This is a genomic window from Gilliamella sp. X-23, from assembly GCF_057063545.1.
On record NZ_JBXSQG010000006.1, the window covers coordinates 100,763 to 125,515 of the forward strand.

22 protein-coding genes and 1 pseudogene are annotated in these 24,753 nt (G+C 35.6%); 5 read left to right on the forward strand and 18 right to left on the reverse strand.

The features are described from left to right. Positions 1 to 56: 56 nt before the first annotated feature. The 11 genes and pseudogenes from gorA to ribH form a co-directional block, all read right to left on the reverse strand. Positions 57 to 1,409 (reverse strand): glutathione-disulfide reductase, encoded by a 1,353-nt coding sequence (gorA, locus tag ACYH9I_RS05865; protein ID WP_483559606.1) that lies wholly within the window; start codon positions 1,407 to 1,409, stop codon positions 57 to 59. 289 nt (positions 1,410 to 1,698) lie between these two features. Beyond that, positions 1,699 to 3,123, reverse strand: a complete 1,425-nt coding sequence (gene hldE / locus ACYH9I_RS05870; RefSeq protein WP_483559608.1) for a bifunctional D-glycero-beta-D-manno-heptose-7-phosphate kinase/D-glycero-beta-D-manno-heptose 1-phosphate adenylyltransferase HldE — start codon at positions 3,121 to 3,123, stop codon at positions 1,699 to 1,701. Between the two features lie 54 nt (positions 3,124 to 3,177). Then, complete coding sequence (tatC, locus tag ACYH9I_RS05875) at positions 3,178 to 3,939, reverse strand: twin-arginine translocase subunit TatC (protein WP_483559610.1); 762 nt, start codon at positions 3,937 to 3,939, stop codon at positions 3,178 to 3,180. A 56-nt stretch (positions 3,940 to 3,995) separates the two neighbouring features. Then, positions 3,996 to 4,274, reverse strand: a pseudogene (gene tatB / locus ACYH9I_RS05880) (Sec-independent protein translocase protein TatB); the annotation flags it as partial. Positions 4,275 to 4,277: 3 nt separating this feature from the next. Continuing rightward, positions 4,278 to 4,496 (reverse strand): twin-arginine translocase TatA/TatE family subunit, encoded by a 219-nt coding sequence (gene tatA, locus ACYH9I_RS05885; RefSeq protein WP_483559611.1) that lies wholly within the window; start codon positions 4,494 to 4,496, stop codon positions 4,278 to 4,280. Positions 4,497 to 4,594: 98 nt separating this feature from the next. Then, positions 4,595 to 6,136: a ubiquinone biosynthesis regulatory protein kinase UbiB gene (gene ubiB / locus ACYH9I_RS05890; RefSeq protein ID WP_483559613.1), complete on the reverse strand. Its 1,542-nt coding sequence runs from the start codon at positions 6,134 to 6,136 to the stop codon at positions 4,595 to 4,597. A gap of 14 nt (positions 6,137 to 6,150) precedes the next feature. Beyond that, the gene (gene ubiE, locus ACYH9I_RS05895; protein WP_483559615.1) at positions 6,151 to 6,927 is read right to left on the reverse strand and encodes a bifunctional demethylmenaquinone methyltransferase/2-methoxy-6-polyprenyl-1,4-benzoquinol methylase UbiE; all 777 of its coding nucleotides are present in this window, start codon (positions 6,925 to 6,927) and stop codon (positions 6,151 to 6,153) included. 61 nt (positions 6,928 to 6,988) lie between these two features. After that, positions 6,989 to 7,921: a multifunctional transcriptional regulator/nicotinamide-nucleotide adenylyltransferase/ribosylnicotinamide kinase NadR gene (nadR, locus tag ACYH9I_RS05900; protein ID WP_483559616.1), complete on the reverse strand. Its 933-nt coding sequence runs from the start codon at positions 7,919 to 7,921 to the stop codon at positions 6,989 to 6,991. Positions 7,922 to 8,080: 159 nt separating this feature from the next. Next, complete coding sequence (locus ACYH9I_RS05905) at positions 8,081 to 9,136, reverse strand: TrmH family RNA methyltransferase (protein ID WP_483559618.1); 1,056 nt, start codon at positions 9,134 to 9,136, stop codon at positions 8,081 to 8,083. Positions 9,137 to 9,157: 21 nt separating this feature from the next. Further along, complete coding sequence (gene nusB / locus ACYH9I_RS05910; RefSeq protein ID WP_091346280.1) at positions 9,158 to 9,577, reverse strand: transcription antitermination factor NusB; 420 nt, start codon at positions 9,575 to 9,577, stop codon at positions 9,158 to 9,160. 4 nt (positions 9,578 to 9,581) lie between these two features. Continuing rightward, a complete protein-coding gene (ribH, locus tag ACYH9I_RS05915) occupies positions 9,582 to 10,052 on the reverse strand; it encodes a 6,7-dimethyl-8-ribityllumazine synthase (protein WP_091346282.1) in 471 nt (156 codons plus the stop codon). A gap of 394 nt (positions 10,053 to 10,446) precedes the next feature. Between ribH and lpcA the strand changes: the two genes are divergently transcribed. Both lpcA and ACYH9I_RS05925 read left to right on the forward strand, forming a co-directional pair. Next, complete coding sequence (gene lpcA, locus ACYH9I_RS05920) at positions 10,447 to 11,025, forward strand: D-sedoheptulose 7-phosphate isomerase (RefSeq protein WP_483559620.1); 579 nt, start codon at positions 10,447 to 10,449, stop codon at positions 11,023 to 11,025. Position 11,026: 1 nt separating this feature from the next. After that, entirely contained in the window at positions 11,027 to 11,806 is a 780-nt protein-coding gene (locus ACYH9I_RS05925; protein ID WP_483559622.1) for a class II glutamine amidotransferase, read from the forward strand. Here ACYH9I_RS05925 and mdtH read toward each other — a convergent pair. From mdtH to pncB, 6 genes are all read right to left on the reverse strand, one after another. Then, the gene (gene mdtH / locus ACYH9I_RS05930) at positions 11,784 to 12,995 is read right to left on the reverse strand and encodes a multidrug efflux MFS transporter MdtH (RefSeq protein WP_483559624.1); all 1,212 of its coding nucleotides are present in this window, start codon (positions 12,993 to 12,995) and stop codon (positions 11,784 to 11,786) included. The genes ACYH9I_RS05925 and mdtH overlap by 23 nt on opposite strands. Continuing rightward, entirely contained in the window at positions 12,996 to 13,454 is a 459-nt protein-coding gene (locus ACYH9I_RS05935; protein WP_091346288.1) for a methylglyoxal synthase, read from the reverse strand. 135 nt (positions 13,455 to 13,589) lie between these two features. Beyond that, entirely contained in the window at positions 13,590 to 14,732 is a 1,143-nt protein-coding gene (locus ACYH9I_RS05940; RefSeq protein ID WP_483559626.1) for a porin, read from the reverse strand. Between the two features lie 302 nt (positions 14,733 to 15,034). Beyond that, positions 15,035 to 16,183: a porin gene (locus tag ACYH9I_RS05945; RefSeq protein ID WP_483559628.1), complete on the reverse strand. Its 1,149-nt coding sequence runs from the start codon at positions 16,181 to 16,183 to the stop codon at positions 15,035 to 15,037. Positions 16,184 to 16,474: 291 nt separating this feature from the next. Beyond that, a complete protein-coding gene (gene asnS / locus ACYH9I_RS05950; protein ID WP_483559630.1) occupies positions 16,475 to 17,878 on the reverse strand; it encodes an asparagine--tRNA ligase in 1,404 nt (467 codons plus the stop codon). Positions 17,879 to 18,040: 162 nt separating this feature from the next. Beyond that, the gene (gene pncB, locus ACYH9I_RS05955) at positions 18,041 to 19,234 is read right to left on the reverse strand and encodes a nicotinate phosphoribosyltransferase (protein ID WP_483559632.1); all 1,194 of its coding nucleotides are present in this window, start codon (positions 19,232 to 19,234) and stop codon (positions 18,041 to 18,043) included. Positions 19,235 to 19,390: 156 nt separating this feature from the next. Here pncB and pepN point away from each other — a divergent pair, with 156 nt between their 5' ends. Further along, on the forward strand, positions 19,391 to 22,024 hold the full coding sequence (gene pepN, locus ACYH9I_RS05960) for an aminopeptidase N (RefSeq protein WP_483559634.1): 2,634 nt from the start codon (positions 19,391 to 19,393) through the stop codon (positions 22,022 to 22,024). A 129-nt stretch (positions 22,025 to 22,153) separates the two neighbouring features. Continuing rightward, positions 22,154 to 22,483 (forward strand): rhodanese-like domain-containing protein, encoded by a 330-nt coding sequence (locus ACYH9I_RS05965; protein ID WP_483559636.1) that lies wholly within the window; start codon positions 22,154 to 22,156, stop codon positions 22,481 to 22,483. 35 nt (positions 22,484 to 22,518) lie between these two features. On the opposite strand, the gene ACYH9I_RS05970 is transcribed toward ACYH9I_RS05965, so the two are convergent. After that, positions 22,519 to 23,367 (reverse strand): MetQ/NlpA family ABC transporter substrate-binding protein, encoded by an 849-nt coding sequence (locus ACYH9I_RS05970; RefSeq protein WP_091346300.1) that lies wholly within the window; start codon positions 23,365 to 23,367, stop codon positions 22,519 to 22,521. Between the two features lie 271 nt (positions 23,368 to 23,638). Here ACYH9I_RS05970 and ACYH9I_RS05975 point away from each other — a divergent pair, with 271 nt between their 5' ends. Beyond that, complete coding sequence (locus tag ACYH9I_RS05975) at positions 23,639 to 24,682, forward strand: methionine ABC transporter ATP-binding protein (RefSeq protein WP_483559638.1); 1,044 nt, start codon at positions 23,639 to 23,641, stop codon at positions 24,680 to 24,682. The last annotated feature ends 71 nt before the right edge of the window (positions 24,683 to 24,753 follow it).

A 24,753-nucleotide genomic window follows, 5' to 3' on the forward strand; every position in this document is an offset into this window, starting at 1 on the left:
ACACTGTGGTCCTGCTTTTAATGGTAGGTCTTAATGGTTCACTTAACGCTTAAAGCTTAACGCATAGTTACAAATTCTTCGGCAGCCGTTGGGTGAATCGCAACAGTGTTATCAAAGTCTTTTTTCGTTGCCCCCATTTTTAGTGCTACAGCAAAGCCTTGTAACATTTCGTCCATACCATAACCAATACCATGAATACCAACAATTTTTTCATCTTTACCGACGCACACTAACTTCATACGACATGGCTGACGATGTTGTGTAACTGCAGTGTACATGGCCGTAAAGGTGGATTTATAAACTTTGACGTTTTCTTGACCATATTGCTGTATCGCCTCTGGCTCAGTTAAGCCTACTGTACCAATAGCGGGGTGAGTAAATACAACAGTAGGAATGTTATTATAATCTAAATGTTCATCAGGTTTATTGTTAAAAAGTCTTTCTGATAAGCGACGACCCGCGGCAACCGCAACCGGTGTTAATGCCATGGCACCTGTATCATCACCGACTGAATAAATGCCCGGTACATTGGTATTTTGATATTTATCCACGACCACAAAGCCTTTATTATCAATTTCAATTCCTGCTGCCTGTAAATTCATGTCATTTGTAGCCGGTTCACGACCAATTGCCCAAATTAAACAATCGACAGTATAACTTTCGCCATTTTCTAGTGTTAAAGTTAATGACTCATCACTGTTTTTAGTAACGGATTTTGGCACTGCAAAAGTATGAAGTTGTTGCCCTTCTGTTTTTATCACCTCCATTAAGGTTTCAACAATTAATGGATCAAAAGTGCGTAATGGCGTGGCATTGCGAACAAATTGATGAGTTTGTGCGCCAAGTGCATGTAATACACTTGCGATTTCGCAAGCAATATAACCAGCGCCTACAACTGCCACACGCTTAGGTAAGGCTTTTAGCGCAAAAAATCCATCAGATGTGATACCATATTGCGCACCTGGGATATTCGGAATCGTTGGTTTGCCCCCCACAGCTATCAGAATATGATCGGCACTATAATGTTCACCATTTACCTCAACTGTATGAGAATCAACAAACTTAGCATATCCATGAATCACATCAACGTTGTTATTATTCAGAACCCGATCATAAGATTGATGGATTCTATCAATATAAGCAGTTCGGCTAGCAATTAATTTATCCCAACTGAATTGATTAATAGTAGTATCAAAACCGTAATCAGGACCATAGTGATTAATGGCTTCAGCAATTTGTGCACCATACCACATCACTTTTTTAGGCACACAACCAACATTCACACAGGTTCCACCTAATAATTTTGCTTCAATAATGGCACATTTTTTTCCATAGGATGCAGCTCGATTAACCGATGCTATCCCACCACTACCGCCACCAATGGCAATATAATCATAATGTTTGGTCATAAAATATCCTTAATACTCTTTTTCAGAATTTGGTCACTAGCTTTGCATAAAGCGCATAATAAAAAAAGTATTAATTTTGAAATTTAACAATAGCTATTACCTATTAATTTTCAATAACTGTTAATAATTTTTTTATTAAAGACTTGGTCAACATTGCGAGTGTTTTTTGATAATTTTTTTAAAGTTTGTCTTAAGGCGTAATTAAAATAAGAAAATAAATAGTTGTTTTTTCCCGTTCTAAAGCAAATCGGTTATTCCAATGAGTAACCGATTTGCTTGACAATAAGATTTAGCGATTTTTTATAGCATTAATAATATTAGTCGTGGAACAGCCATCTTCAAAGTTAAGCACTTTAACGCTACCGCCAGCAGCGATAACTTCTTTGCCCCCAGCGATATCTTCGGGTTTATAATCGCCACCTTTGACTAAGACATCGGGCAAGACATTAGCAATGAGTCGTTGAGGGGTCTCTTCTTCAAATGGAACAACCCAATCAACCGAATCAAGTGCACCTAGTACAATCATTCGTTGCATGAGTGGGTTAATTGGTCTGGATTCGCCTTTTAGTTTTTTTACCGAGGTATCGCTGTTTACAGCAACAATTAGGCGATCGCCAAGTTTCCGAGCATTTGCCAAATAAGAAACATGCCCTGCATGTAAAATATCAAAACAGCCATTGGTCATGACAATTTTTTCACCACGCATGCGCGCCTTTCGGACTTCTTCTTTTAGCTCGTCTTCGCTCATAACACCAAAACCATCATCAGCTCGTGCACGGATGGCGTTTTCTAGTTCGACTTGTGAAACGGTCGATGTGCCAAGTTTGCCAACAACCACACCGGCTGCGGCATTAGCTAAAAAGCAGCTTTCTTCTAAAGATTGCCCAGCAGCTAAAGCCGCAGCTAATGTCGCAATTACGGTATCGCCGGCACCGGTGACATCAAAAACTTCTTTGGCTTGAGTTGGCAGGTGGTAAATTGGTTTGTCTAATTGTAGTAATGTCATACCTTTTTCACTACGTGTGACCAACAAGGCTTTAAGATCATACTTTTTGATAAGCTGATAACCTTTTTCGACAATGTCTTCTTCGTTTTGACAATGCCCAACCACGGCTTCAAATTCAGTCATATTTGGCGTTAATAATGTTGCTCCACGATAACGCTCAAAATCCGTACCTTTGGGATCAACTAAAATCGGTACATTAGCTTGATTGGCAAGCTTAATCATTTCTTGAACTGCCGATAATGCGCCCTTAGCATAATCCGACAGAACCAACACTTTATAAGTCGTTAATGCTGTTTGAATGCGTTCAAGAATAGGTGTTGCATCAACATTGCCAAACCCTTCTTCAAAATCGATACGAATTAATTGTTGATTGCGTGATAGGACTCGCAATTTGGTGATAGTTGGGTGCGTTGAAACGGATACAAAATCACAGTGAACGTTATGTTTACTGAGTTGTTCATCAAGAATTTTAGCTGGTTCATCAATGCCTGTTAAGCCAATCAGTCGCGCGTTACCACAAAGTGAAGTTATATTCATGGCAACATTGGCTGCACCGCCTGGGCGTTCTTCTAAAGAGTCAATTTTAACGACAGGTACCGGGGCTTCAGGTGATATGCGATTAGTCCCCCCATACCAGTAGCGATCTAACATAATATCGCCCACAACTAATACATTGGCGCAATTAAAATCAGGTAATGATGTTTTCATTATGACTCGTTATCCTTACTTGTTCTGTTTAATTCATTGGTTATCTGTTTATGTCTATTGTTCAGATTCTTGGCTATCGTCTTCTATATTGTCATTTTGACGCGGTTGGTAAAAACGAGCAAAAAAGGTGCCAATTTCAAACAATAAACAGATAGGTACAGCTAATAATATTTGCGAAAAGACATCTGGTGGAGTAACAAACATTGCAACGGCAAAAACACCAACAATAATATAAGGGCGTTTTTTACGTAGGCTTTTAGGTGTAGTGATTCCAGTCCAGCAAAGCAAAATAATTGCCACAGGCACTTCGAAAGCAAAGCCAAATACCACAAAAAGAGTCATGACAAAATCGAGGTATTTGGTAATGTCAGTATTGATTGCAACATCAACCGGTGCAGTATGAATAAAAAAATAAAACGCTAATGGAAACACCACAAAATAAGCAAACGCTATCCCCATATAAAATAGGATCGTGCTTGATACTATTAAAGGCATCACCAAACGTCTTTCGTGTTGGTAGAGTGCTGGCGCAATAAAGCCCCAAATTTGGTATAGCACATACGGAATAGAGATGAATATCGCAACCACCGCAGTCAGTTTAATCGGTGTAAAAAATGGCGCGGCAATGTCAGTTGCTATCATGCTACTACCTTGTGGTAACTGGCTGATGAGCGGATTTGCTACAATATGATAAATATCATTAGAAAAATAAAGTAAACAAATTAATACCAATAAAATACAGATAATACAACGTAAAAGCCGTGTTCTGAGTTCAACAAGATGTCCAATTAATGGTTGAGTAGCGTCGTCTGTCATGATTTTTTATCTGAATGTGTTTGTGGATCGATTTGCGTTGCTGAGTCGATTTCGTTTTGTAATGATTCAGTTACACGCTTTAAATCGTTAATGGATTCTTGAATTTCTGGCGTCAACGTTGTTAGCCCACTTTGTTCAGCCTTTTTTAGGCTGTCTTGTAATTCTTGCAGTTTAAGTTCTTTATTCAACTCTAGCTGTACCGTGGCTGACATTCGGCGTAGTACTTTTATCCACCCTGCGACGGTTTTTATTGCAATAGGTAATCGTTCTGGCCCTAATACCACCAGGCCAATAATTAATACTAATAGTAATTGCCCAAAACTGATGTCAAACACGGATTACTCTTTTTTGTTATTATCGGTATTAGTATCAAATGAGTCGGTATTTTCGATTTTTTGTGACTTATCACTATCTTTTTTACCATCATCATCATTCATTGCTTTTTTAAAGCCTTTAATCGACTCACCAAGATCCGAACCCAATGAACGTAATTTTTTTGTTCCAAATAATAATACTACTACAGCGATTAATATGAGTAGTTGCGGTAAGCTTGGCATCTGATTGTCTCCAATGGTGGTATTTAACCAAATTATACACGTAAATTATAATATTCCCAATATGACCAATTTAATAGGTAATTATTAGTTTTCAATCATTAATTTATGACTAATATCGTAATGCATAAAGCACAAATTAATCCCAGCATTCCATACAGATTTCGTTCACGTTTTTTGCTACGCTGTAGTTGTTGATCAATTTGCTTTAATTGCGCATTCATCTGTTTAGTGATTCGTTCGTAATCATTTAATTTTTTAGGTAATTGTGGCAATATGTTGCGCCATTTAGGTAGCGATTCCAACGCTTGTTGTAGTATCTTTTTTGCACTGTATTTATCTTGATACCACTTTTCTAAAAATGGTTTTGCTGTTTGCCATAAATCAAGTTCAGGATAAAGTTGACGTCCAAGCCCTTCGATATAAAATAGCGTTTTTTCAAGAAGTGTAAGTTGTGGTTGAATATCCATTTCAAATTGCCGTGCAACTTGAAATAACTGTAGTAAAATCTGTGAAAATGATATTTCAGCTAGTGGTTTTTCAAATGCAGGCTCACAGACATTGCGCATGGCCATTTCAAGTGCGATAACATCAGTAGTTTCTGGCACCCAACCCGATGCGATATAAATTTCGGCTATTTTCCGATAATCTCGATTAAAAAATGCCAAGAAGTTTTCGGCAAGATAGTGCTGGTCATCATCACTCAATATGCCAACAATGGCACAATCAATTCCAATATAACGTGGATTTTGTGGCTCGGTAATATCAACAAAGATATTGCCCGGGTGCATATCAGCATGGAAGAAGTTATCGCGGAAAACTTGGGTAAAAAAGGCTTGAACACCCCGCTCTGCCAGCAATTTCATATCGACTTTATGTTGTTTTAGCTGGTTAATATCGGCGATGGGTACGCCTTTAATGCGTTCTTCGACTATGACATTTTTTCGACATAAATCTTGGTATACATAAGGAATATACAGAATATCGCTATTGATAAAATTATCGCGTAGTCTTGCTGTGTTGTAAGCCTCTTTGCGTAAATCTAACTCTTTTAATAGTGTCATTTCATAATCATGCACTATTTCAACCGCACGTAACCTTTCGCCTGATTTTATTCGCTTCGTACATTGTTTAGCGACCCAATACATTAAACCAATATCAGCTTGGATAATAGGTAAAATATTAGGACGTAAAACCTTGATGACAATCTCGGCTTGGCTAGATTTTAATACCGCAGTATGCACCTGTGCAATTGATGCTGACGCTAACGGAGTTTCATCAAAGTTGGAAAAATAATAATCAATTGGTTGTTCTAATGCTTGTTCAATCAGTTGTTTCGCTATTTTACCGTCAAAAGGGGGAACTTGGTCTTGTAATTTTGCTAAAGCATCGGCTATGTGTTTAGGTAGAACATCACGCCGAGTTGAGATCATTTGCCCGAACTTGATCCAAACGGGACCTAATTCTTGTAATGCTTGTCGTAAACGTTCGCCAATTTCTTGATGTTTTGCCTTAGGTCTAACCCAAAAAAAGCAGAATAATAAAGTGCGAAGCCATTTTGATGAACGATGTTTTGGCAACAATTCTTTTAACTTATAGGCTCGAAATACAGTTAAGATTTTAAAAATTCTAAAAAAGGTCATTATTATTCATCGCATCAAAATTTAAAGCCAGTATGTAACGCAACAATACCACCGGTCATATTGTGATATTTCACATCAACAAATCCTGCATCTTCCATCATTTTTTTCAGGGTGTTTTGATCGGGATGCATACGAATTGATTCGGCTAAATAGCGATAACTTTCAGAATCATTTGCCACAATTTTCCCCATTAGCGGTAACATGGAAAATGAATACAAATCATACGCTTTATTTAGTATTTGATATTGTGGTTTAGAAAATTCAAGAATTAATAAGCGTCCGCCAGGCTTCAGTACCCGCCACATGGATCGTAAAGCCTTTTCTTTATCGGTGACATTACGTAAACCAAATGAGATAGTGATACAATCAAAATAGTTGTCAGAAAAGGGTAATTCTTCCGCATTAGCTTGTACATACTCGATATTTTTAAATAAGCCTTTATCACGGAGTTTATCTCGTCCAACTTTTAACATCGATTCATTAATGTCAGCTAAAACAACTAATCCATCGTCACCGACCAGTTGTGAGAATTTTGCCGTTAAATCACCTGTGCCACCAGCAAGATCCAGAACTTTTTGGCCTTTACGCACACTGCTATATTCAATGGTGATTTTTTTCCAAATACGATGAATACCGAATGACATGAGATCATTCATAACGTCATATTTATCGGCAACAGAGTGAAATACTTCAGCAACACGTTTTACTTTTTCTTGTTTTGGAACTTGCGTGTAACCAAAATCAATTTTTTCTTGATTTATATTGTCTTTATTATCAAAAGGTTGAGACATAAAATTTACCTATCACAAAGATTTACCTTATTTTAGCATAAGCCATAATAAATGTGATGAACTAAATCAATAATGCTTCAACCTTCTTTGAGACTGTTTCAAAATATTCAAGTTGGGAATGTAGTGGTTTTAAGTCTTTTTCGTGAATGACTAAATCAAAATGATAACTGTCTTTTAGAGCTTTTAAAACATCGTTTTCTTTATCGAAGATTTGGCTGTAATACTGCGCTAATGTTTCAAAATCAATCGCGGTAAAAATAATCTTATTTGCTGTTTCTACTGCTTTTGTAACTCGTTCAACGTGTAACATTGCAATTTTAATATAATCAGATTCACTTAAATAGCGTTTGTTATGGTGGATAGAAATTTCCCGCTCAATATAATTAATATATCCATTTGGTACATATTGCGTATTATAAATATTAGCCAGTTGAATCGGTAAATCACAAAATCCATTTTGACCTATAATAGCCACTTTTTTAACAAAAAATGGTTTTGCTGCTTGTGCAATAAAAGACCAATTTTTATAAGGGTTTTCACGGATTTGTGTGGCACTAATGTTCATAAAATGTCGATCAGCATCAACAATGGCCACCGAACAACCAAAATAGTGTTCATGATTTTTGACATCTTGAGGTTCGCTGGTAAAAACAACATTTGGGATAATTTTATGCTCAGCAAGCAGCTGCTTAACACGATCACTCCAATCTTGCCAACCGTTAGGATAAAACTCAATACCTGCTTCATCAAGTACATGGATATGAATATTATGGCGATCTTTAAACGTTTCTTTTAACCACGAAAAACGATCACTTACTTGAGGGTATTTGGGGAGCCGGCTTTTATCAAAAAGTTGTTTATCGCGTGATGCTTCACAACCAAGCAGGATATGTAATTCATCAACTTGGCTCATTGCCTTTTCAATCAAATAAATATGACCACAATGTAAAGGATAAAACTTACCAAAAATTAAACCAACTTTATACTTAGCCATAGCTACTACCGACCATATTCAAATACTTGTTAATACTCTACAGAAAAAAAACGCAATTTCTAACCAAATGATGCTATTTGATAGCTATCAATAATTAAAAATAGCTTTTATCACTTCAATGATAGATTAGGCGATGATAAAAGCTAAATTCCTCATGGCTTATTTTTTCAAATTTGATAATAAAATGCCTGTTGCCACTGAAATATTAAGCGCGGGCATATTCTCATTACCTTGTATATGTAAGGTGACATCAGCATTATTAATCAACTTCATGTTGATTTGCTGAAAGATAACTAAAACCACCTTTTTGTTAAACCGAGTTTTGTGCAATTCGCTTGATGCAATAGACTTTGATTGGCAAGGTAATAATGCAACAACTTGATAGCCATGTTGTTTAAGCATATCAATTGAAGCAATAAAATCATCACTTTTAATTGCTGCAACGGCTTCTATCCCACCTTCTGCTACTCGCATAGCTGAACCACTATCAAGTAAATTGGTTTGGCGTAACATCACGCCATTTACTCCATAAAAAGCAGCACTTCGTATTAGCCCACCTAGATTATGAGGATTGTTAACATCGTCAATGGCTAAAATGCAATCATGATCTTTATCATTGCTTTTTTCTAAATAATCCAATAATGTGAGCGGCACACGCTTTTTAACAATTAAACAAACACCACCATGGTGCTGAGTTTGGGTTATTTTGCTAATTTGCTCGCTAGAGACAACATCATAACCCAGCCGCTGTTTGACTAACCAGTCGATTAAATTCTTAAACTGATAAGTCATCTCTTGGGTAATAAATAGCTTTATAATGGCTGTGCGTCGATGTTTAAAAACCGCTTTACAGCTATTTTCACTATAAACTAACGTTTCTTCTTTACACTGACGATAACCATCATACCCAAATGTAGGCGCTTGATCATTAGTACGTACTTTTTTTTGCCATGGAGAATCATTTGCAATGGCTGATTGAGATTGATTAAGTTCAACAGTAAAACTCTTTTTGAAAAACTCAGATTTATCATTTCGAGGTTTGAACGTTTCAATACGGTCATTATGATCACGTTTAGCGTTAAACGGAGATAAATCATCTTTACGCTTACCTTTCCACCCACTAAGCTTTTCTTTAGCTGAGCGAGAGTACTTTTTCGGTTCACTATTTTTAGCATAAAAAATAGTTGGTTTGCTTTTTTCGGTATTGTCGTTCATATCAATCTCACTATTAATCGGTTATCGCGTACGAATGGTTGGGGCAATTTTATCTAATACACCATTAACAAATTTATGACTGTCAGCTGCACCAAACGTTTTTGTGAGATCAATGGCTTCATTAATCACTACTTTATAAGGTACATCTTGACGTTTCATTAATTCATACAGTGCGATTCGAAGTATCGCTAATTCAACTTGCCCCAATTCATCAACAGTGCGTTCAGTGAGGTATGGCGCCATTTTTTCATCTAATTCAATGGTATTTTTTGCCACACCGTTTAATAACTCACGAAAATACTTGGCATCAACGCCTTTCATGTCTTGTTCTGCAATAAAACTGGTCTCAACATCGGCAAGATCGTTTTTAGAAACTTGCCAAGAGTAGATTGCTTGTACCGCACACTCTCTTGCTCGACGACGAGGATTGACTAATGCCACTAAATTACTCCTTAATTGCTTTAATAATATTTAGCATTTCCAGCGCAGTTAATGCCGCTTCAGCACCTTTATTACCCGCTTTTGTGCCTGCACGTTCAATAGCTTGTTCTATACTTTCGGTAGTTAAAATACCAAATCCAACTGGAATAGTGTTATCTAAGCTTGCACTTAATAAACCTGAGCTTGATTCACCTGCAACAAAATCGAAATGCGCAGTGCTTCCACGAATAACCGTGCCTAATGCCACAATTGCATCATATTTTTTCGACTGCGCAGCAACTTTTGCGGCAAGTGGAATTTCATAAGCACCAGGAACCCAGATAACAGTAATATTTTTATCATCAATTTGACCAATACGTGTTAATGCATCAATTGCACCACTTACTAGACTATCATTAATAAAATGATTAAAACGTGCCACCACAATTGCAACTTTGGCTTTTGGTGCAGCCACTTTACCCTCAATTGTTTGCATATTAATTCCTTATCGATTCTATTTTAAAGGTTATTTCACTTTCTTTTAAGTGAAAAAATACTAACCAAATTGTATCACAAATTAAAGACTTATCCTATTGGCAAATAGCGTTACGACCAAGTTATATACAAGGTATTATTTAAAAAAAACGCAAATAATTTCACTATTGCAAATATATTATTTGTTAATATTAAAATTAATTTAAATTTTGTTGTTATTTTATTTCTTGCTACTAGTAATGATTTTAATTCATTTTCATTTAGATATTCATTTTTATACTTAAACACATTCTTTCCTGAAAATATTGGTCAAAATTAGGAATTTTATTTTTATCACTTGCAAGCTATTTGGAACGAATTAAAATGGTATATAAATTTATTAAGGAGAAATGGTAGTGTACATTAACAATATTCGTAATGAGTTAAATCAAGCCGTTGACGTATTAACTAAATTTGTTTCAGATGATAAAAACCTTGAACTGATTCAACAAGCCGCAATTTTAATTGCCAATTCGTTTAAACAAGGAGGCAAAGTTTTATCATGTGGTAATGGTGGTTCTCATTGTGATGCGATGCATTTTGCTGAAGAGTTAACCGGGCGTTATCGTGACAATCGTCCGGCTTACCCTGCAATAGCAATATCTGATGTAAGTCATATTTCTTGTGTTGGTAACGATTATGGATTTGACTATATTTTTTCTCGTTATATTGAAGGTGTTGGACAAAAAGGCGATGTGCTTTTAGGTATTTCAACTTCAGGTAATTCTGCTAATGTGTTGAAAGCAATTGAAGCAGCAAAACAGAAAGGCATGAAAGTCATTACATTAACGGGTAAAGATGGCGGTAAGATGAATGGACTTGCTGATGTCGATATTCGTGTTCCGCATTTTGGCTATGCAGATCGTGTGCAAGAAATTCATATCAAAGTTATTCATATTCTAATCCTACTTATTGAAAAAGAGATGGCTAAATAATATGTGTGAATTATTGGGTATGAGCGCTAATGTGCCAACCGATATCTGCTTTAGTTTTACTAGCCTAATTAAACGTGGTGGGGACAAAGGTCCCCACAAAGATGGCTGGGGAATTACTTTTTATGAAGGAAAAGGCTGCCGAACATTCAAAGATCCCGAGCCATGCAGTTATTCACCTATTGCTAAAATGGTGAAAGAATATCCCATCAAATCTAAAGCCGTAATTGCCCATATTCGACAAGCAAATCGAGGTGGTGTTGCCCTAGAAAATACCCACCCATTCACCCGCGAACTATGGGGAAAGAACTGGACTTTTGCGCACAATGGGCAATTAACCGATTACCAACATTTAGATACAGGGCTATTTCAACCCATTGGTGAAACCGATAGCGAATATGCTTTCTGTTACTTAATAAATCAACTACATCAAAAGTATTCGCAAAAACCGACTAATGATCTTGAGCTATTTAATTTTATTCAACAATGTGCCAGTCAGTTAAGCCAACTTGGTATATTTAATATGCTATTGTCTGATGGGCGATATGTGTTTGCCTACTGCTCAACCAATTTACATTGGATAACCCGTAAAGCGCCTTTTGGCAAAGCAAAATTGCTGGACGAAGATGTCGAAATTGACTTTCAACAACATACAACACCGAATGACGTTGTTACGATTATTTCTACATTACCATTAACTTCAAATGAAACATGGCATAAGCTCAATACGGGCGAGGCAATCTTATTTAAAGATGGTAAGATTAACCAATCTTCCTCATTTTAACACGCTGCATTGGTGGCTCATTTTTAAATTGATATTGCAGATAGCTTAAAGTTAATAGACCAATTGTGGTCAACGCTATCCATGGCAAATGAGGGAATCCCATTTGTATAGCGATATCATATAACCAACCAGCACCGGTATAACCAATAAATCCACCGAGAGCAAGCCCTAAACGACTAAATCCCATATAACTACCTTTTGCCTTAGGATTACTTAGTACTGTTGATAAGGTTTCACGGGCCGGTTCTGCAATAATTGCTCCTAAATAGAATAACGCAATAAGTGATAATAATAATGTTAATTGTGTTGTAAACCCAATAATGATAAAAGCAAATGACATCAAAAATAAACCAAATTTAAGGCGCTGATCTAATCTGAAATATTTTTCACTCCAACGAGCTAATGGATAAAGCAATATGAGTGAAATACTAGCTTGAATGGCATACATCCATTTTACATAACTTGGGCTACCTGATACGTTTGTGATTGTTAAAGGTAACATCAACATAATTTGCACCCATAGCACATAATAACCAGTCAATGTAAGAACATAGCGTGTAAATTTTTTATCTTTCACAACCATTTTCATACCATTCACAATAGGAACTTTACCAACAGCAATATGGTAAGCCGGTAGGAAGAAAATATTAAAAATCCCACATAAGAAAAAAATAAAAGCACCGCACCAACATACTAAATGGAAGTCATAATCAATCAAAATTCCACCAATAAGAGCACCTATTACTGCTCCAGCATTATCTTGTATCATTAACAGTGATATGAACTTACCTCGCTCATGTGGACGAGTAAATTTAATAGTTAGTCCCATACGAGGCGGATCAAATAATAGTCCTCCTAAAGCTGAAAGTAAGCAAGAAAGTAATAATAACCAAGGCTCACCTGCAATCGCCATGGAAATAAAACCAACACAGCGTAAAAACATACCTACAACAATCATAGGTTTTGCACCAAATCGATCGGCAATAGCACCGCCAATAATACCAAAACCTTGTTGAACAAATTGCCTAAATCCTAACGCAAAACCAACAAAGAGTGCACTCCAGCCCACTTGGCTAACAAAATGGGTTGATACAAGTGGGAAAACGACATAAAAACCTAAGACAATAAACAAATTATCAAGTAGTAATATTTGTCGACCTGTTTTGCGAATTTGAGAGGGTATTGGCATTTATTTGACTCTGTCAGCTAAATAACTTTGATAATCAGGAATTTCAATATCAACTTCTTGCGTAAAAATAGCAGACTGAATTAATGCATTGGCTGTTGCTTGATTAGTGGCAACAGGAATATTCCAAACCGTCGATAACCGTAAAAGTGCTTTGACATCGGGATCATGGGGTACTGCATTCAGTGGATCCCAAAAAAAGATTAGGATATCAATTTTACCTTCTGCAATTAATGCACCAATTTGTTGATCACCCCCCATTGGTCCACTAAGCATTGGATTGATATCTAAACCCGTCTCTTTATTAATTAATGTCCCTGTCGTACCTGTACCGCATAAGTTATGCTGAGAGAGTATTTCGCGATTTTTGTTACACCAATTTAGCAAAGATTCCTTCAAGTGATCGTGAGCAACTAATGCAATGTTTTTTCTAGCCAATAATCTACGTGTGGTATAGAGCATTATTGTTATCCTAATTTATTATTATCTTTATCGATTTTTTAACAGAGTATCAATTAAAGTGCAAGGAGTATTTAATTGGTAACAGATAATAAAAAAGGCACCAAAGTGCCTTTTAAAAAAATCACATACAATCAATTAAAATTGATAAATTAAACCAAGTGCAACTGTATCTTTGGTTGTGCCATTGATTTGCGATTTGGTAAATGAGTGATCTTCATATAAAGCACGGCGTGCACCGATATCATCTTTATCTAACAAGTTGATTTTATAATCGATAATAGCTTGTAAGTTTTTGTTAAAATCATAAGTTAAACCAACATCAACATATTTAACTAAATCATTACTTTTAAGTCCTGCATCACTTGAATAATTAGATGCATCTTTAACTTTATGTTGAATATAAGCAACAGATGGTGTTAAACGACCCACTTCAAAGTCAATACCATATTGTGCAACAAGTTCATAGCCTTTAGTTTTTAAATCACTTGCACTGTGAGTAGTTGATGCATTATCCCAACCATATTTTTGTTTGCCTTGGATATATAATGCTGCTAAATAAAGGTTATCGTTGTCATATTTAATACCAGCTGACCACGCTTTAGCATCTTTATGACCACCAGTTTGAGCATAACCAGCACCAACAGATAAACCTGTATCAAGCACATCCCAATCAACAACTGATCCCCATGCTTCAGCACTATCACGTTTATCGTCACTAGCATGTTTATTGAAATGACTAGTTGAACTATTATCACCATTATCAGCGTATTGAACTGCAAAACGTAAACCATTAACTAAGCCAAAGAAATCAGCATTACGATAAGTAGCAACGGCTTTTGTACGAGCTGTTAATGCATAAAGATCATTATCTGAAGCATCACCACCAAATTCAGGTAATACGTCAGTATAAGACGTTAACGTTTTTAACACGCCATCATTACGACCATAGTCGAATGAACCAAAATCACCAAAGTTTAAACCAGCAAATGCATAACGTGTTTCATTATCGGCATTAGTACCTGTTTTAGCTTCATATTCCCAACGCCCATAGCCAGTAACACTATCAGTCACTTGAGTTTGACCTGACATACCTAAACGTGCAGTGGTTTTATCACCTTCGCCTGTTTGATTATTGCGATCAGTAATATAGTTTAAAGCATAAACACGTCCATAAAAGTCAACTTTATTACCGTCTTTATTCCACACTTCGATAGAAGCGTTTGCTGTACCTGCAATTAAAAGTGCAGGAATAGCGATTGCTAATAGATTACGTTTCATTTTTTACCCTCGTAGGTGTTTTATATTATTAAAGATGCAAATAGTTTTGCTCTTGGTTTAATAAATAACAGCTAATAAATAGCAATTATATTATAAGTGTGATATCTATTTTACTAGATAGCAAATAGATTTTATTGTACACATTCACTATTTAATAATGTTAATTAGATTATTTCTGCGAAATTGCGAATATTTTAATACTTAATGTAAAAATTTTTAAGCATAAAATGTGCTTTTAGATTGAAAAAGATGAAGAAATAAAAAAAAGGCACCTAAGTGCCTTTTTATAAGATATTAAGAGATTAGAATTGGTAGATTAAACCAACACCTAACACATCTTTAGTACCTGGTTTATTCAAGTGACGATCACGCTGCACTTTTGTATTATGTGCTGCACCAATGTCTTTACGATCAAGAAGATTGAATTTGTATTCAACGATTGCACTGAAGTTTTTGTTTAGATCGTAAGTTGCACCTACAGATACATATTTAACTTCTGGTGAGTTAGTTGAATCAATACGTAATGTAGGATTAGCATAATAACCAAAGGAGTCAGTTTTACGTTTGTGTTGAACATAAGCTAAAGAAGGAGTTAAACGTCCAACTTCTAAATCAATACCGTATTGAGCAACTAATTCAAAACCTTTGTATTTTATATCGGTATCACCAAGATATAGTGGAACGTTATTTGTCACAATAAACATAGAACGATTTTTTAATTTACTTTGGAAGTAGTTAGCTGCTAAATATAAATTATAATTATCATATTTAATACCACCAGTCCAAGTGCTGTGACGATTTTCACTTGATGCTGATTGAGCATAACCTGCACCAGCAGTTAAACCTGTATCAAAAATATTCCATTGAATATTTGCACCATAAGCTTCTCTTGAACCATCATTAATGCTATCTTCAGTGTTTGAATTATCACCATTATCAGCATATTGTAATGCAAAGCTTAAATCATCAGTTAAACCGAAGAAGTTATTGTTACGATAAGTAGCAACTGCTTTAGTACGTGCAGATAACACGTTCCAATTGTTGTTTGCTGCATCACCACCAAATTGTGGTAATACGTCAGTATAAGCAGTGATTGCTTTTAACACACCGTCATTACGACCATAGTCGAATGAACCTGCATCACCAAAATTTAAACCAGCAAACGCATAACGAACTTCGTTATTAGAGTTTTTACCTGCTTTCGCTTCATATTCCCAACGACCATAACCAGTTACGCTGTCAGTGATTTGAGTTTGACCAGACATACCTAAACGAGCTGAAGTATCATCACCTTCACCTGCTTGTCCACGATCAGTGATGTTGTTAGCTGCTTTTACTCGGCCATAAAAGTCAACTTTATTACCGTCTTTGTTCCAAACTTCGATAGACGCATTTGCACCTGCTGCTACTAAAAGAGCAGGGATAGCGATTGCTAATAGATTACGTTTCATTTTTTACCCTCATGGTTATTTTTCTAAAAAAGACACATCCCATAAGTTTAGTGTCAATTTTTGTTTAAAAATTATTCATCCCAAAGATAATAGTATTGCTATTATCTTTATTTACTTTTTACAGTAGCGTAAATTATGTATAAATTTTTTTTAAAATCAAGCGAACTTTTCATAAAACCCGTTGTCAAAGCCTAAAATCAAGACTGTTTGATTATTTTTTAATCATTTTTGAGCTAAAACTTAATTAACAAAGAATCCCAATCCTATGTCAGATCGGGAAATTTAATCAGCTTAAAAATTTGCATTACGCGGTGTTCTTGGGAATGGGATCACATCGCGTACATTTTGCACGCCGGTGACATAAACAATCAGACGTTCAAAACCAAGACCAAATCCAGAGTGAGGTACTGTACCATAACGGCGTAAGTCACGATACCACCAATAATCTTCTTTTTTAAGTCCCATTTCTTCCATACGTTTATCCAACATATCTAAACGCTCCTCACGCTGTGAACCACCAATAATTTCACCAATCCCCGGAGCTAAAACGTCCATCGCTGCAACTGTTTTACCATCATCATTCATACGCATATAAAATGCTTTAATGTCTTTAGGGTAGTTTTTGACAACCACTGGTGCTTTAAAATGCTGTTCCGCTAAGTAACGTTCATGTTCTGAGGCTAAATCAATTCCCCAACTGACAGGGTTTTCAAACTGAGCATCACAGTTTTGCAAAATGGTGATAGCATCAGTGTAATCAACTTGAGCAAAATCAGCATTAATAAAGTTCTCAAGGCGATTAATTGCTTCTTTATCAACATGCTGAGCAAAAAATTGCATATCATCAGCTCGTTTTTCTAACACAGCTTTAAACACATATTTCAGCATGTCTTCGGCAAGTTTAGCATTGTCATTGAGGTCAGCAAACGCCACTTCAGGCTCCATCATCCAAAACTCAGCTAAATGGCGAGTTGTATTTGAGTTTTCAGCTCTAAATGTTGGACCGAAAGTATAAACTTTAGAAAGTGCACAAGCATAAGTTTCGGCATTTAGTTGCCCAGAAACAGTTAAAAAAGCTTCTTTACCGAAAAAGTCTTTATCAAAATCAACCTTACCGTTGTCCGATTTAGGCAGATTTAACATATCAAGTGTTGAAACACGGAACATTTCGCCCGCTCCTTCGGTATCTGATGCAGTAATAATTGGTGTTGATAACCAATAAAAGCCACGTTCATCAAAAAATTGGTGAATAGCTTGTGCAAGTGTATGGCGTACACGTGTTATCGCACCAACAATATTGGTTCTTGCTCGTAAATGAGCCACTTCTCGCAAATATTCAATAGAGTGACGTTTAGCTGCCATTGGATAAGTTTCAGGATCATCAACAAAGCCATATACTTCAACTTGCGCTACTTGTAATTCATATTTCTGACCTTGACCTGGTGATTCCACCACTTTACCCGTGACTTTAACCGAACACCCAGCCGTTAAACGTAAGATCTCTTGTTCATAATTAGGTAAATTATTTTCAATAACCGCTTGAATAGGATCAAAGCAAGAACCATCATAAACGGCTAAAAATGATATGCCTGCTTTAGAATCACGCCGAGTTCTTACCCAACCTTGAACAGAAATTGTGCTGCCAACAGCAATTTTGCCTTGTAACACATCAACAATAGGTGCAACTGAAGTCATTTTAATTATCCATCTCTACATTAATTTGTTTAAGTAATCTTTAAAGTAATACAGATCTATTCTAACGGTTATTCCACAGCAAAATGGAATTTTTGAATAATAAAATCTTGATTACTGTTCTCTATTTTCTAATATTAACGATTGGTTAACTATGAATTATTATCAAATTTTAACACTAAAAGTTCGTTTTAATTCATCAATAAAATCTAAATCCTGAGATATCGTTTTACCAGGACTATCTGATAGTTTCGCAACAGACTGATTATTGCACTCTGTCAATTTGATTACAATATTCAATGCTTTAGTATTAGCTTCTTTAGAAGGAATATCGCAAGCCAAAAAACCACCTATGCCAAAAGATAATTTTACTCGATGATTAAAATGCTGATAAATATTAAGTGCCTTATCAAAATTCAAACTGTCTGAAAATACCAATAACTTTGTTTTAGGATCAATGCCTAACTGCTGGTAATGCGCAATCGCCTTTTCACCCCATTCAATTGAATCACCAGAATCATGACGAAGCCCTTGATAGTGAGATGCAAAGTGCAAGTCAAAATCACGTAAAAACGCATCCATTGTAATACAATCGGTCAATGCCACCCCCAAGTCATGAGGATATTCATCTAACCAAACCTGAAGTGCATTTCTTTGGCAATCCTGAAGACTTTGACTTAAACGTTGATGAGCTTGAAACCACTCATGTGCTTGCGTTCCAACAGGCGTAAGCCCTAAACGATAGGCTAGTAAATAATTGCTAGTGCTATGAAAGTTATTAAAATGCGATTTCAAATAACTAACAACAGCCTCTTGCACCGCAAACGAATAACGCCTTCGAGTACCAAAATCCATTAAATTAAAACCCGACATATCCATATTAGCTGTTTTTTCATTAAACAAGGCTAATTTATCTTTTAGCCTTGCCAATGCTTCAGGAACGCCAATATTTGGCGAACGATCTTTATGGACAATCTCACTAATAACAGCAAGTAATGGCACTTCCCATAAAATGACATCTAACCATTTACCTTTAATGGTAATGGAAAGCATTCCATCTTCATTTTTTATAGTAAGCAAATTACTATTAAAACGCCATTTTTTAAGCCAATTTAAATAGTCAGATTTAAAAAAGATGATATTTGATAAATAGTCAAATTCATCATCAGACAAAGCTAATGATTCCATTAATTTCACTTGATGTATTATTTGATCTGCATATTGCCCAAGTAGATCATCACTACGACAACGAAACTGTGCAACCACGGTTGCTTCAGGATAGTGATGAAATACGGCCTGTTGCATATGCAACTTATAAGCATCAGTATCTAATATTGATGTAATTATCGCTGGTAACATGTAAATTTAGTGCTATTACTTTAAAGAAAATTCCAGAGATTATAGCAGAATAATAATGAAGATATAGATTAATTATGTAATAAGATTGTTTTAATCGGCTATAATATTCGCTAGCACAACATATAAATTGAGTCCAAACCAAAAGGTCATAACAACATGAATACAAAAATACCTGAATCACAACCTATTGCAAAAAACCGTCTTGATTATAAGGCGCCTAATTTTACTATTACCGACATTGATCTTGATTTTGATTTAGCGCCCGAAATAACAACAGTAACAGCTCGTAGCCGCATCGTTCAAAAAAATCAGCAAGCGAACGATTTAATTTTAGATGGTGAAGACCTTAAATTGATTTCCATTAATATCGACGAGCAACCATGGCATGATTACCAAATCACGAAAACAGGATTAATCATTCAAAACGTGCCTGCTGAGTTTACTTTAACGATTGTTAACGAAATCAAACCAATTGATAATACCGCACTTGAAGGATTATATGTATCAGGCGAAGCGCTTTGTACTCAATGTGAAGCGGAAGGATTCCGTCATATCACTTATTATCTTGACCGACCCGATGTGCTTGCACGCTTTACAACACGCATTACTGCTAATAAACAACGCTATCCTTACCTACTTTCGAATGGTAATCGCATCGCACAAGGCGAACTTGCTGATGGACGTCATTGGGTGCAATGGCAAGATCCCTTCCCTAAACCTGCTTACTTATTTGCCTTAGTTGCTGGTGATTTTGATATTTTAAAAGATCAGTTTATCACGCAATCCAAACGCACAGTTGATTTAGAAATTTATGTTGATAAAGGTAATTTAGATCGTTCGCACTGGGCAATGACAAGTTTAAAAAATGCCATGCGTTGGGACGAAACACGTTTTGGACTTGAATATGATTTAGATATTTTTATGATCGTTGCAGTCGATTTTTTCAATATGGGAGCAATGGAAAACAAAGGATTAAATATCTTTAATTCAAAATATGTGCTTGCCAAACCACAAACAGCAACAGATGATGACTATCTAGGTATTGAAGGGGTAATTGGTCATGAATATTTTCACAACTGGACAGGTAATAGAGTCACCTGTCGTGACTGGTTCCAACTCAGTTTAAAAGAAGGATTAACGGTATTTCGTGATCAGGAATTTAGCGCCGATATGGGATCTCGTGCAGTCAAACGAATTGAAGATGTAAAACTTTTACGTACCGTTCAATTTGCCGAAGATGCCAGCCCTATGTCTCACCCTATTCGCCCTGAACAAGTCATTGAAATGAATAACTTTTATACAGTCACCGTATACGAAAAAGGAGCTGAAGTTATTCGTATGATGCATACCTTGTTAGGTGAAGAAAAATTCCAAGCAGGCATGAAACTCTACTTTAAACGCCATGATGGCAGTGCCGCAACGTGTGATGATTTTGTTGCAGCCATGCAAGATGCCTCAGGTATCGATTTAACTCAGTTTAAATTATGGTATAGTCAATCAGGTACACCTGAACTAACCGTTACCGATAATTACGACGAAAAAAACCAACAATATACTTTAACGGTAGAACAATATACGCCAGCAACACAAGATCAAAATCAAAAACAAGCATTACATATCCCGCTTGATATTGAATTATATCAACATGATGGCAAAGTTATTACATTGCAATACCAAGGCCAACCTATTCACCATGTTTTAAATTTAACACAGAGCACACAACAATTTATCTTTGATAACGTGACTGAAAAGCCGATCATTTCATTATTACGTGATTTTTCAGCACCCGTTAAGTTGACTTATGATTATCAAGATAATGATCTCATTTTCCTAATGCAGCACGCGACTAACGCATTTAGCCGCTACGATGCAGCGCAAATGCTATTGGCAAAATATGTTCGTTTAAATGTAAAAAATTATCAAGAAAATCAAAAATTAGCACTACCTGATTCAGTATTAGATGCATTTCGAGCGGTATTGCTATCAGAAAATACTGATCCTTTCCTTATCGCGCAGATCTTGACCTTGCCATCTGAAAACGAATTAGCTAATTTATTTACTGTGGTTGATCCAATCGCTATTCATGAAGTCCGTCTGTTTTTACTAACTCAATTTGCAAACGAACTTTATGATGAATTATTAGCCGTTTATCACCACAATAACACTTCACAATATCAAATTAAACATAATGATATTGCTAAGCGATCACTTAAAAACTGTTGTTTAACTTTATTAGCCTATGCCGATGATAGTTCGCACGCTAATACATTAGTTAGCCAACAATATCATCAAGCAAATAATATGACTGATTGTTTAGCTGCCTTAAATGTAGCGGTAAAAGCTGAACTTGATTGTCGAACAGAGCTATTAGTAAACTTTGATGATAAATGGCATCAAGATGGACTTGTTATGGATAAATGGTTAGCATTGAACGCAACAAGCCCAGATAAAAATGTCCTTGCTACAGTGAAAAAATTATTAACTCACCGCTCATTTACGCTCAGTAATCCAAATCGCATCCGTGCATTAATTGGTTCCTTTGTAAATAATAATCCTGTGGCATTTCATGCTAAAGATGGTAGTGGTTATCAATTCTTAGTTGAAATCCTCACAGAGTTAAACCAAAAAAATCCGCAAGTTGCAGCTAGACTCATCGATCCGCTGATTCGATTAAAACGTTATGATGAAAAACGTCAACAACAGATGCGAAAAGCACTTGAAGACTTACTAAAAATTGAAAATTTATCTAAAGATTTATTTGAAAAAATTAGCAAAGCATTAGAAGCATAAATCGCAAAAATATTACCATCTTGTAATATCCTTACAGGATGGTATAACATAAATGAAAAATTGAAGTTTGATACTCAAACACATGTCTAGCTGAAATTTTTTGACAATTATTCTCATGAGTCTTAAATAATGACAATAAAAGAAATCACACCAACAGAACTGGCACAAAAACTAAGCCAGTCTGATAATATTTTCTTACTTGATGTACGCGAAGCTAACGAGGTCGCTATTTGCAAAATTAATGGTGCAACGCATATTCCAATGAACCTAATTCCCTTGTATTTAGACAAAATCCCTGATGAAATCGATATTATTATTTATTGTCATCACGGCATAAGAAGCCTTAATGTCGCTAACTATTTAGCTGAAAATGGTTTTGATAACGATTACCTTTATAACCTTACAGGGGGAATTGATGCTTGGGCATGCATAATTGATCAACAAATGGCAAGATATTAAAATGCCCGTTATCAACGGGCTTTATTTTTTCTCGTTTATTCTTTAGGCATTACCCAATAACCATTTTGATTATGTGTTTTCATATAATCCTTAAACTGTTGGGACTGATAAATGCGTTTAATATCTTGTGCCCATTGGCTATTTTCGTTTCCCTCATTAACTACCACCATAATCTCTAAGTCTGGAATGATAGTTTCTGAAAGAAGTGCTTTATTTGAATCTATATTGGCAGAATAAACGATACTACCTGGGATTACTGCAAAATCTAACTCATCTAATACACGAGGAATGTTAGCCGAATCCATTTCAATGATTTCAATACCTGCGATATTCTCAGCTATATCATTTTTACTCACAATAATAGGGTTAGTGTTTTCCTTTAATTTTATCCATCCTGCCTTTTCTAATAAATTATATGAGCGAGCTGCATTAGAAGCATCTTGCGGAATAGCCACTTTAGCCCCCGAAAAAACTTGCTTTAATGAGGTATATTTATTCGAAAATACTGCAGCAGGCACCGATGGCACATGAACAACCGACTTTAAATGTGCCTTACGTTGTGCATTAAATACGTCCATATAAGCTGTATGCTGTGCAACGGTTAAATCGATACTACCCTCAGTTAGAGCGATATCAGATTCAAGCAAATGTGGAAAACTAACTAGTTTAACTTTATAACCTTCGGATTCAAGTATTGGCTTAACAGCATCATTAAACAAATCATTATAAGGCCCTGGCGATACTCCCATACTGATCTCTTTTTTTGTTTGATTATTAGCTTGGTTTGATGATTTATCGCAAGCCGTAATCAAACTTATTGAGCTAACCACCAATGCGAAGGCAATATACCTAAAAAATTTGTGTTCAGTAAAAAATGTTTTCATAAAAAATACCCCTATAAGTTGCAAACATAAAACACTGTAGCACAAAAAAAGCGGTTCATTTATTCCAAGTGATTCTATCTTATAACTTTAAGGAATAAGATATAAAAAACGATTATTAGGGCAGAAAACTAACCTATGTTACCGTTAAATAAACATAAATTACATCGTTGAATAATAATCCCAAATTTAAAATTCACCATATCATGATAATGCCTTTGGTTAATTATTTATCCAAATATTCAACTCAAACAAAATAAATGGGTTACAAATAATGATTAGATTTGAAAATGTTTTTAAACAATATGAGCGAAATGGCATCACCACACAAGCATTAAACAATATTAATTTAACCATTCGTAAAGGCGATATTTACGGTATCATTGGTTATAGTGGAGCGGGTAAAAGCACATTAGTTCGGTTAATTAACTTTCTTGAAAAACCGACAAAAGGTAATGTCATTATCCAAAATCAAGTTCTCAACCAATTATCAAATAGTGAATTACGGCAAGTAAGACGAAAAATTGGTATGATTTTTCAGCATTTTAATTTATTAGAATCAAAAACTGTATTTGAAAATATAGCCATACCGCTAATTTTACTTAAAGAAAAAAAACAAACTATACAAAAAAGAGTTCATGAACTTTTAGCTTTTGTTGGATTAAGTGAAAAAGCCAATAGTTATCCTAAAGAGCTATCAGGTGGGCAAAAACAACGGATTGGTATTGCTCGTGCTTTAGCAAATAACCCTGATATCTTATTATGTGATGAAGCCACCTCTGCACTTGACCCACAAACAACTCAAGACATTCTAGATTTAATCAAAAAAATTAACGAAAAATATCAAATAACAGTCGTACTAATCACTCATGAAATGCATGTTATTGAGCAAATTTGTCATAAAGTAGCCGTCATGGAAAAAGGAGAAATCATTGAACATGGCAATGTACTTGATGTTTTTGGTCATCCAAAACACCAAACAACACAAAATTTTGTAAGTACCGTGATTAATGATCAAATCCCTGATGGAGTGGTCAAAAACTTGCTCGCGCTAGAAAAAACAAAAGACAATATTCGATTATTCAAACTTGAATTTTTGGGTAGTTCAGCATCAGAGCCCGTAGTAAATAAGCTAATACTGCAACAAAAGGTCATCGTCAATATTTTATTTGCCCATATGTCCGAGATTCAAAATACCGTGCTAGGCAGCATGTTTGTGCAATTAAAAGGAAATGATAATCATATTAATGATTCAGTGAATTATCTGTGTCAGCATGGTGTACAAGTCACCGAAATTAACCATTGGGAGAGCAACTAAAATGGAACAATTCAATACCATTATTCATTATTTAGCCTCTTACTTTACAACGACAGTCACAACAGAGCAAT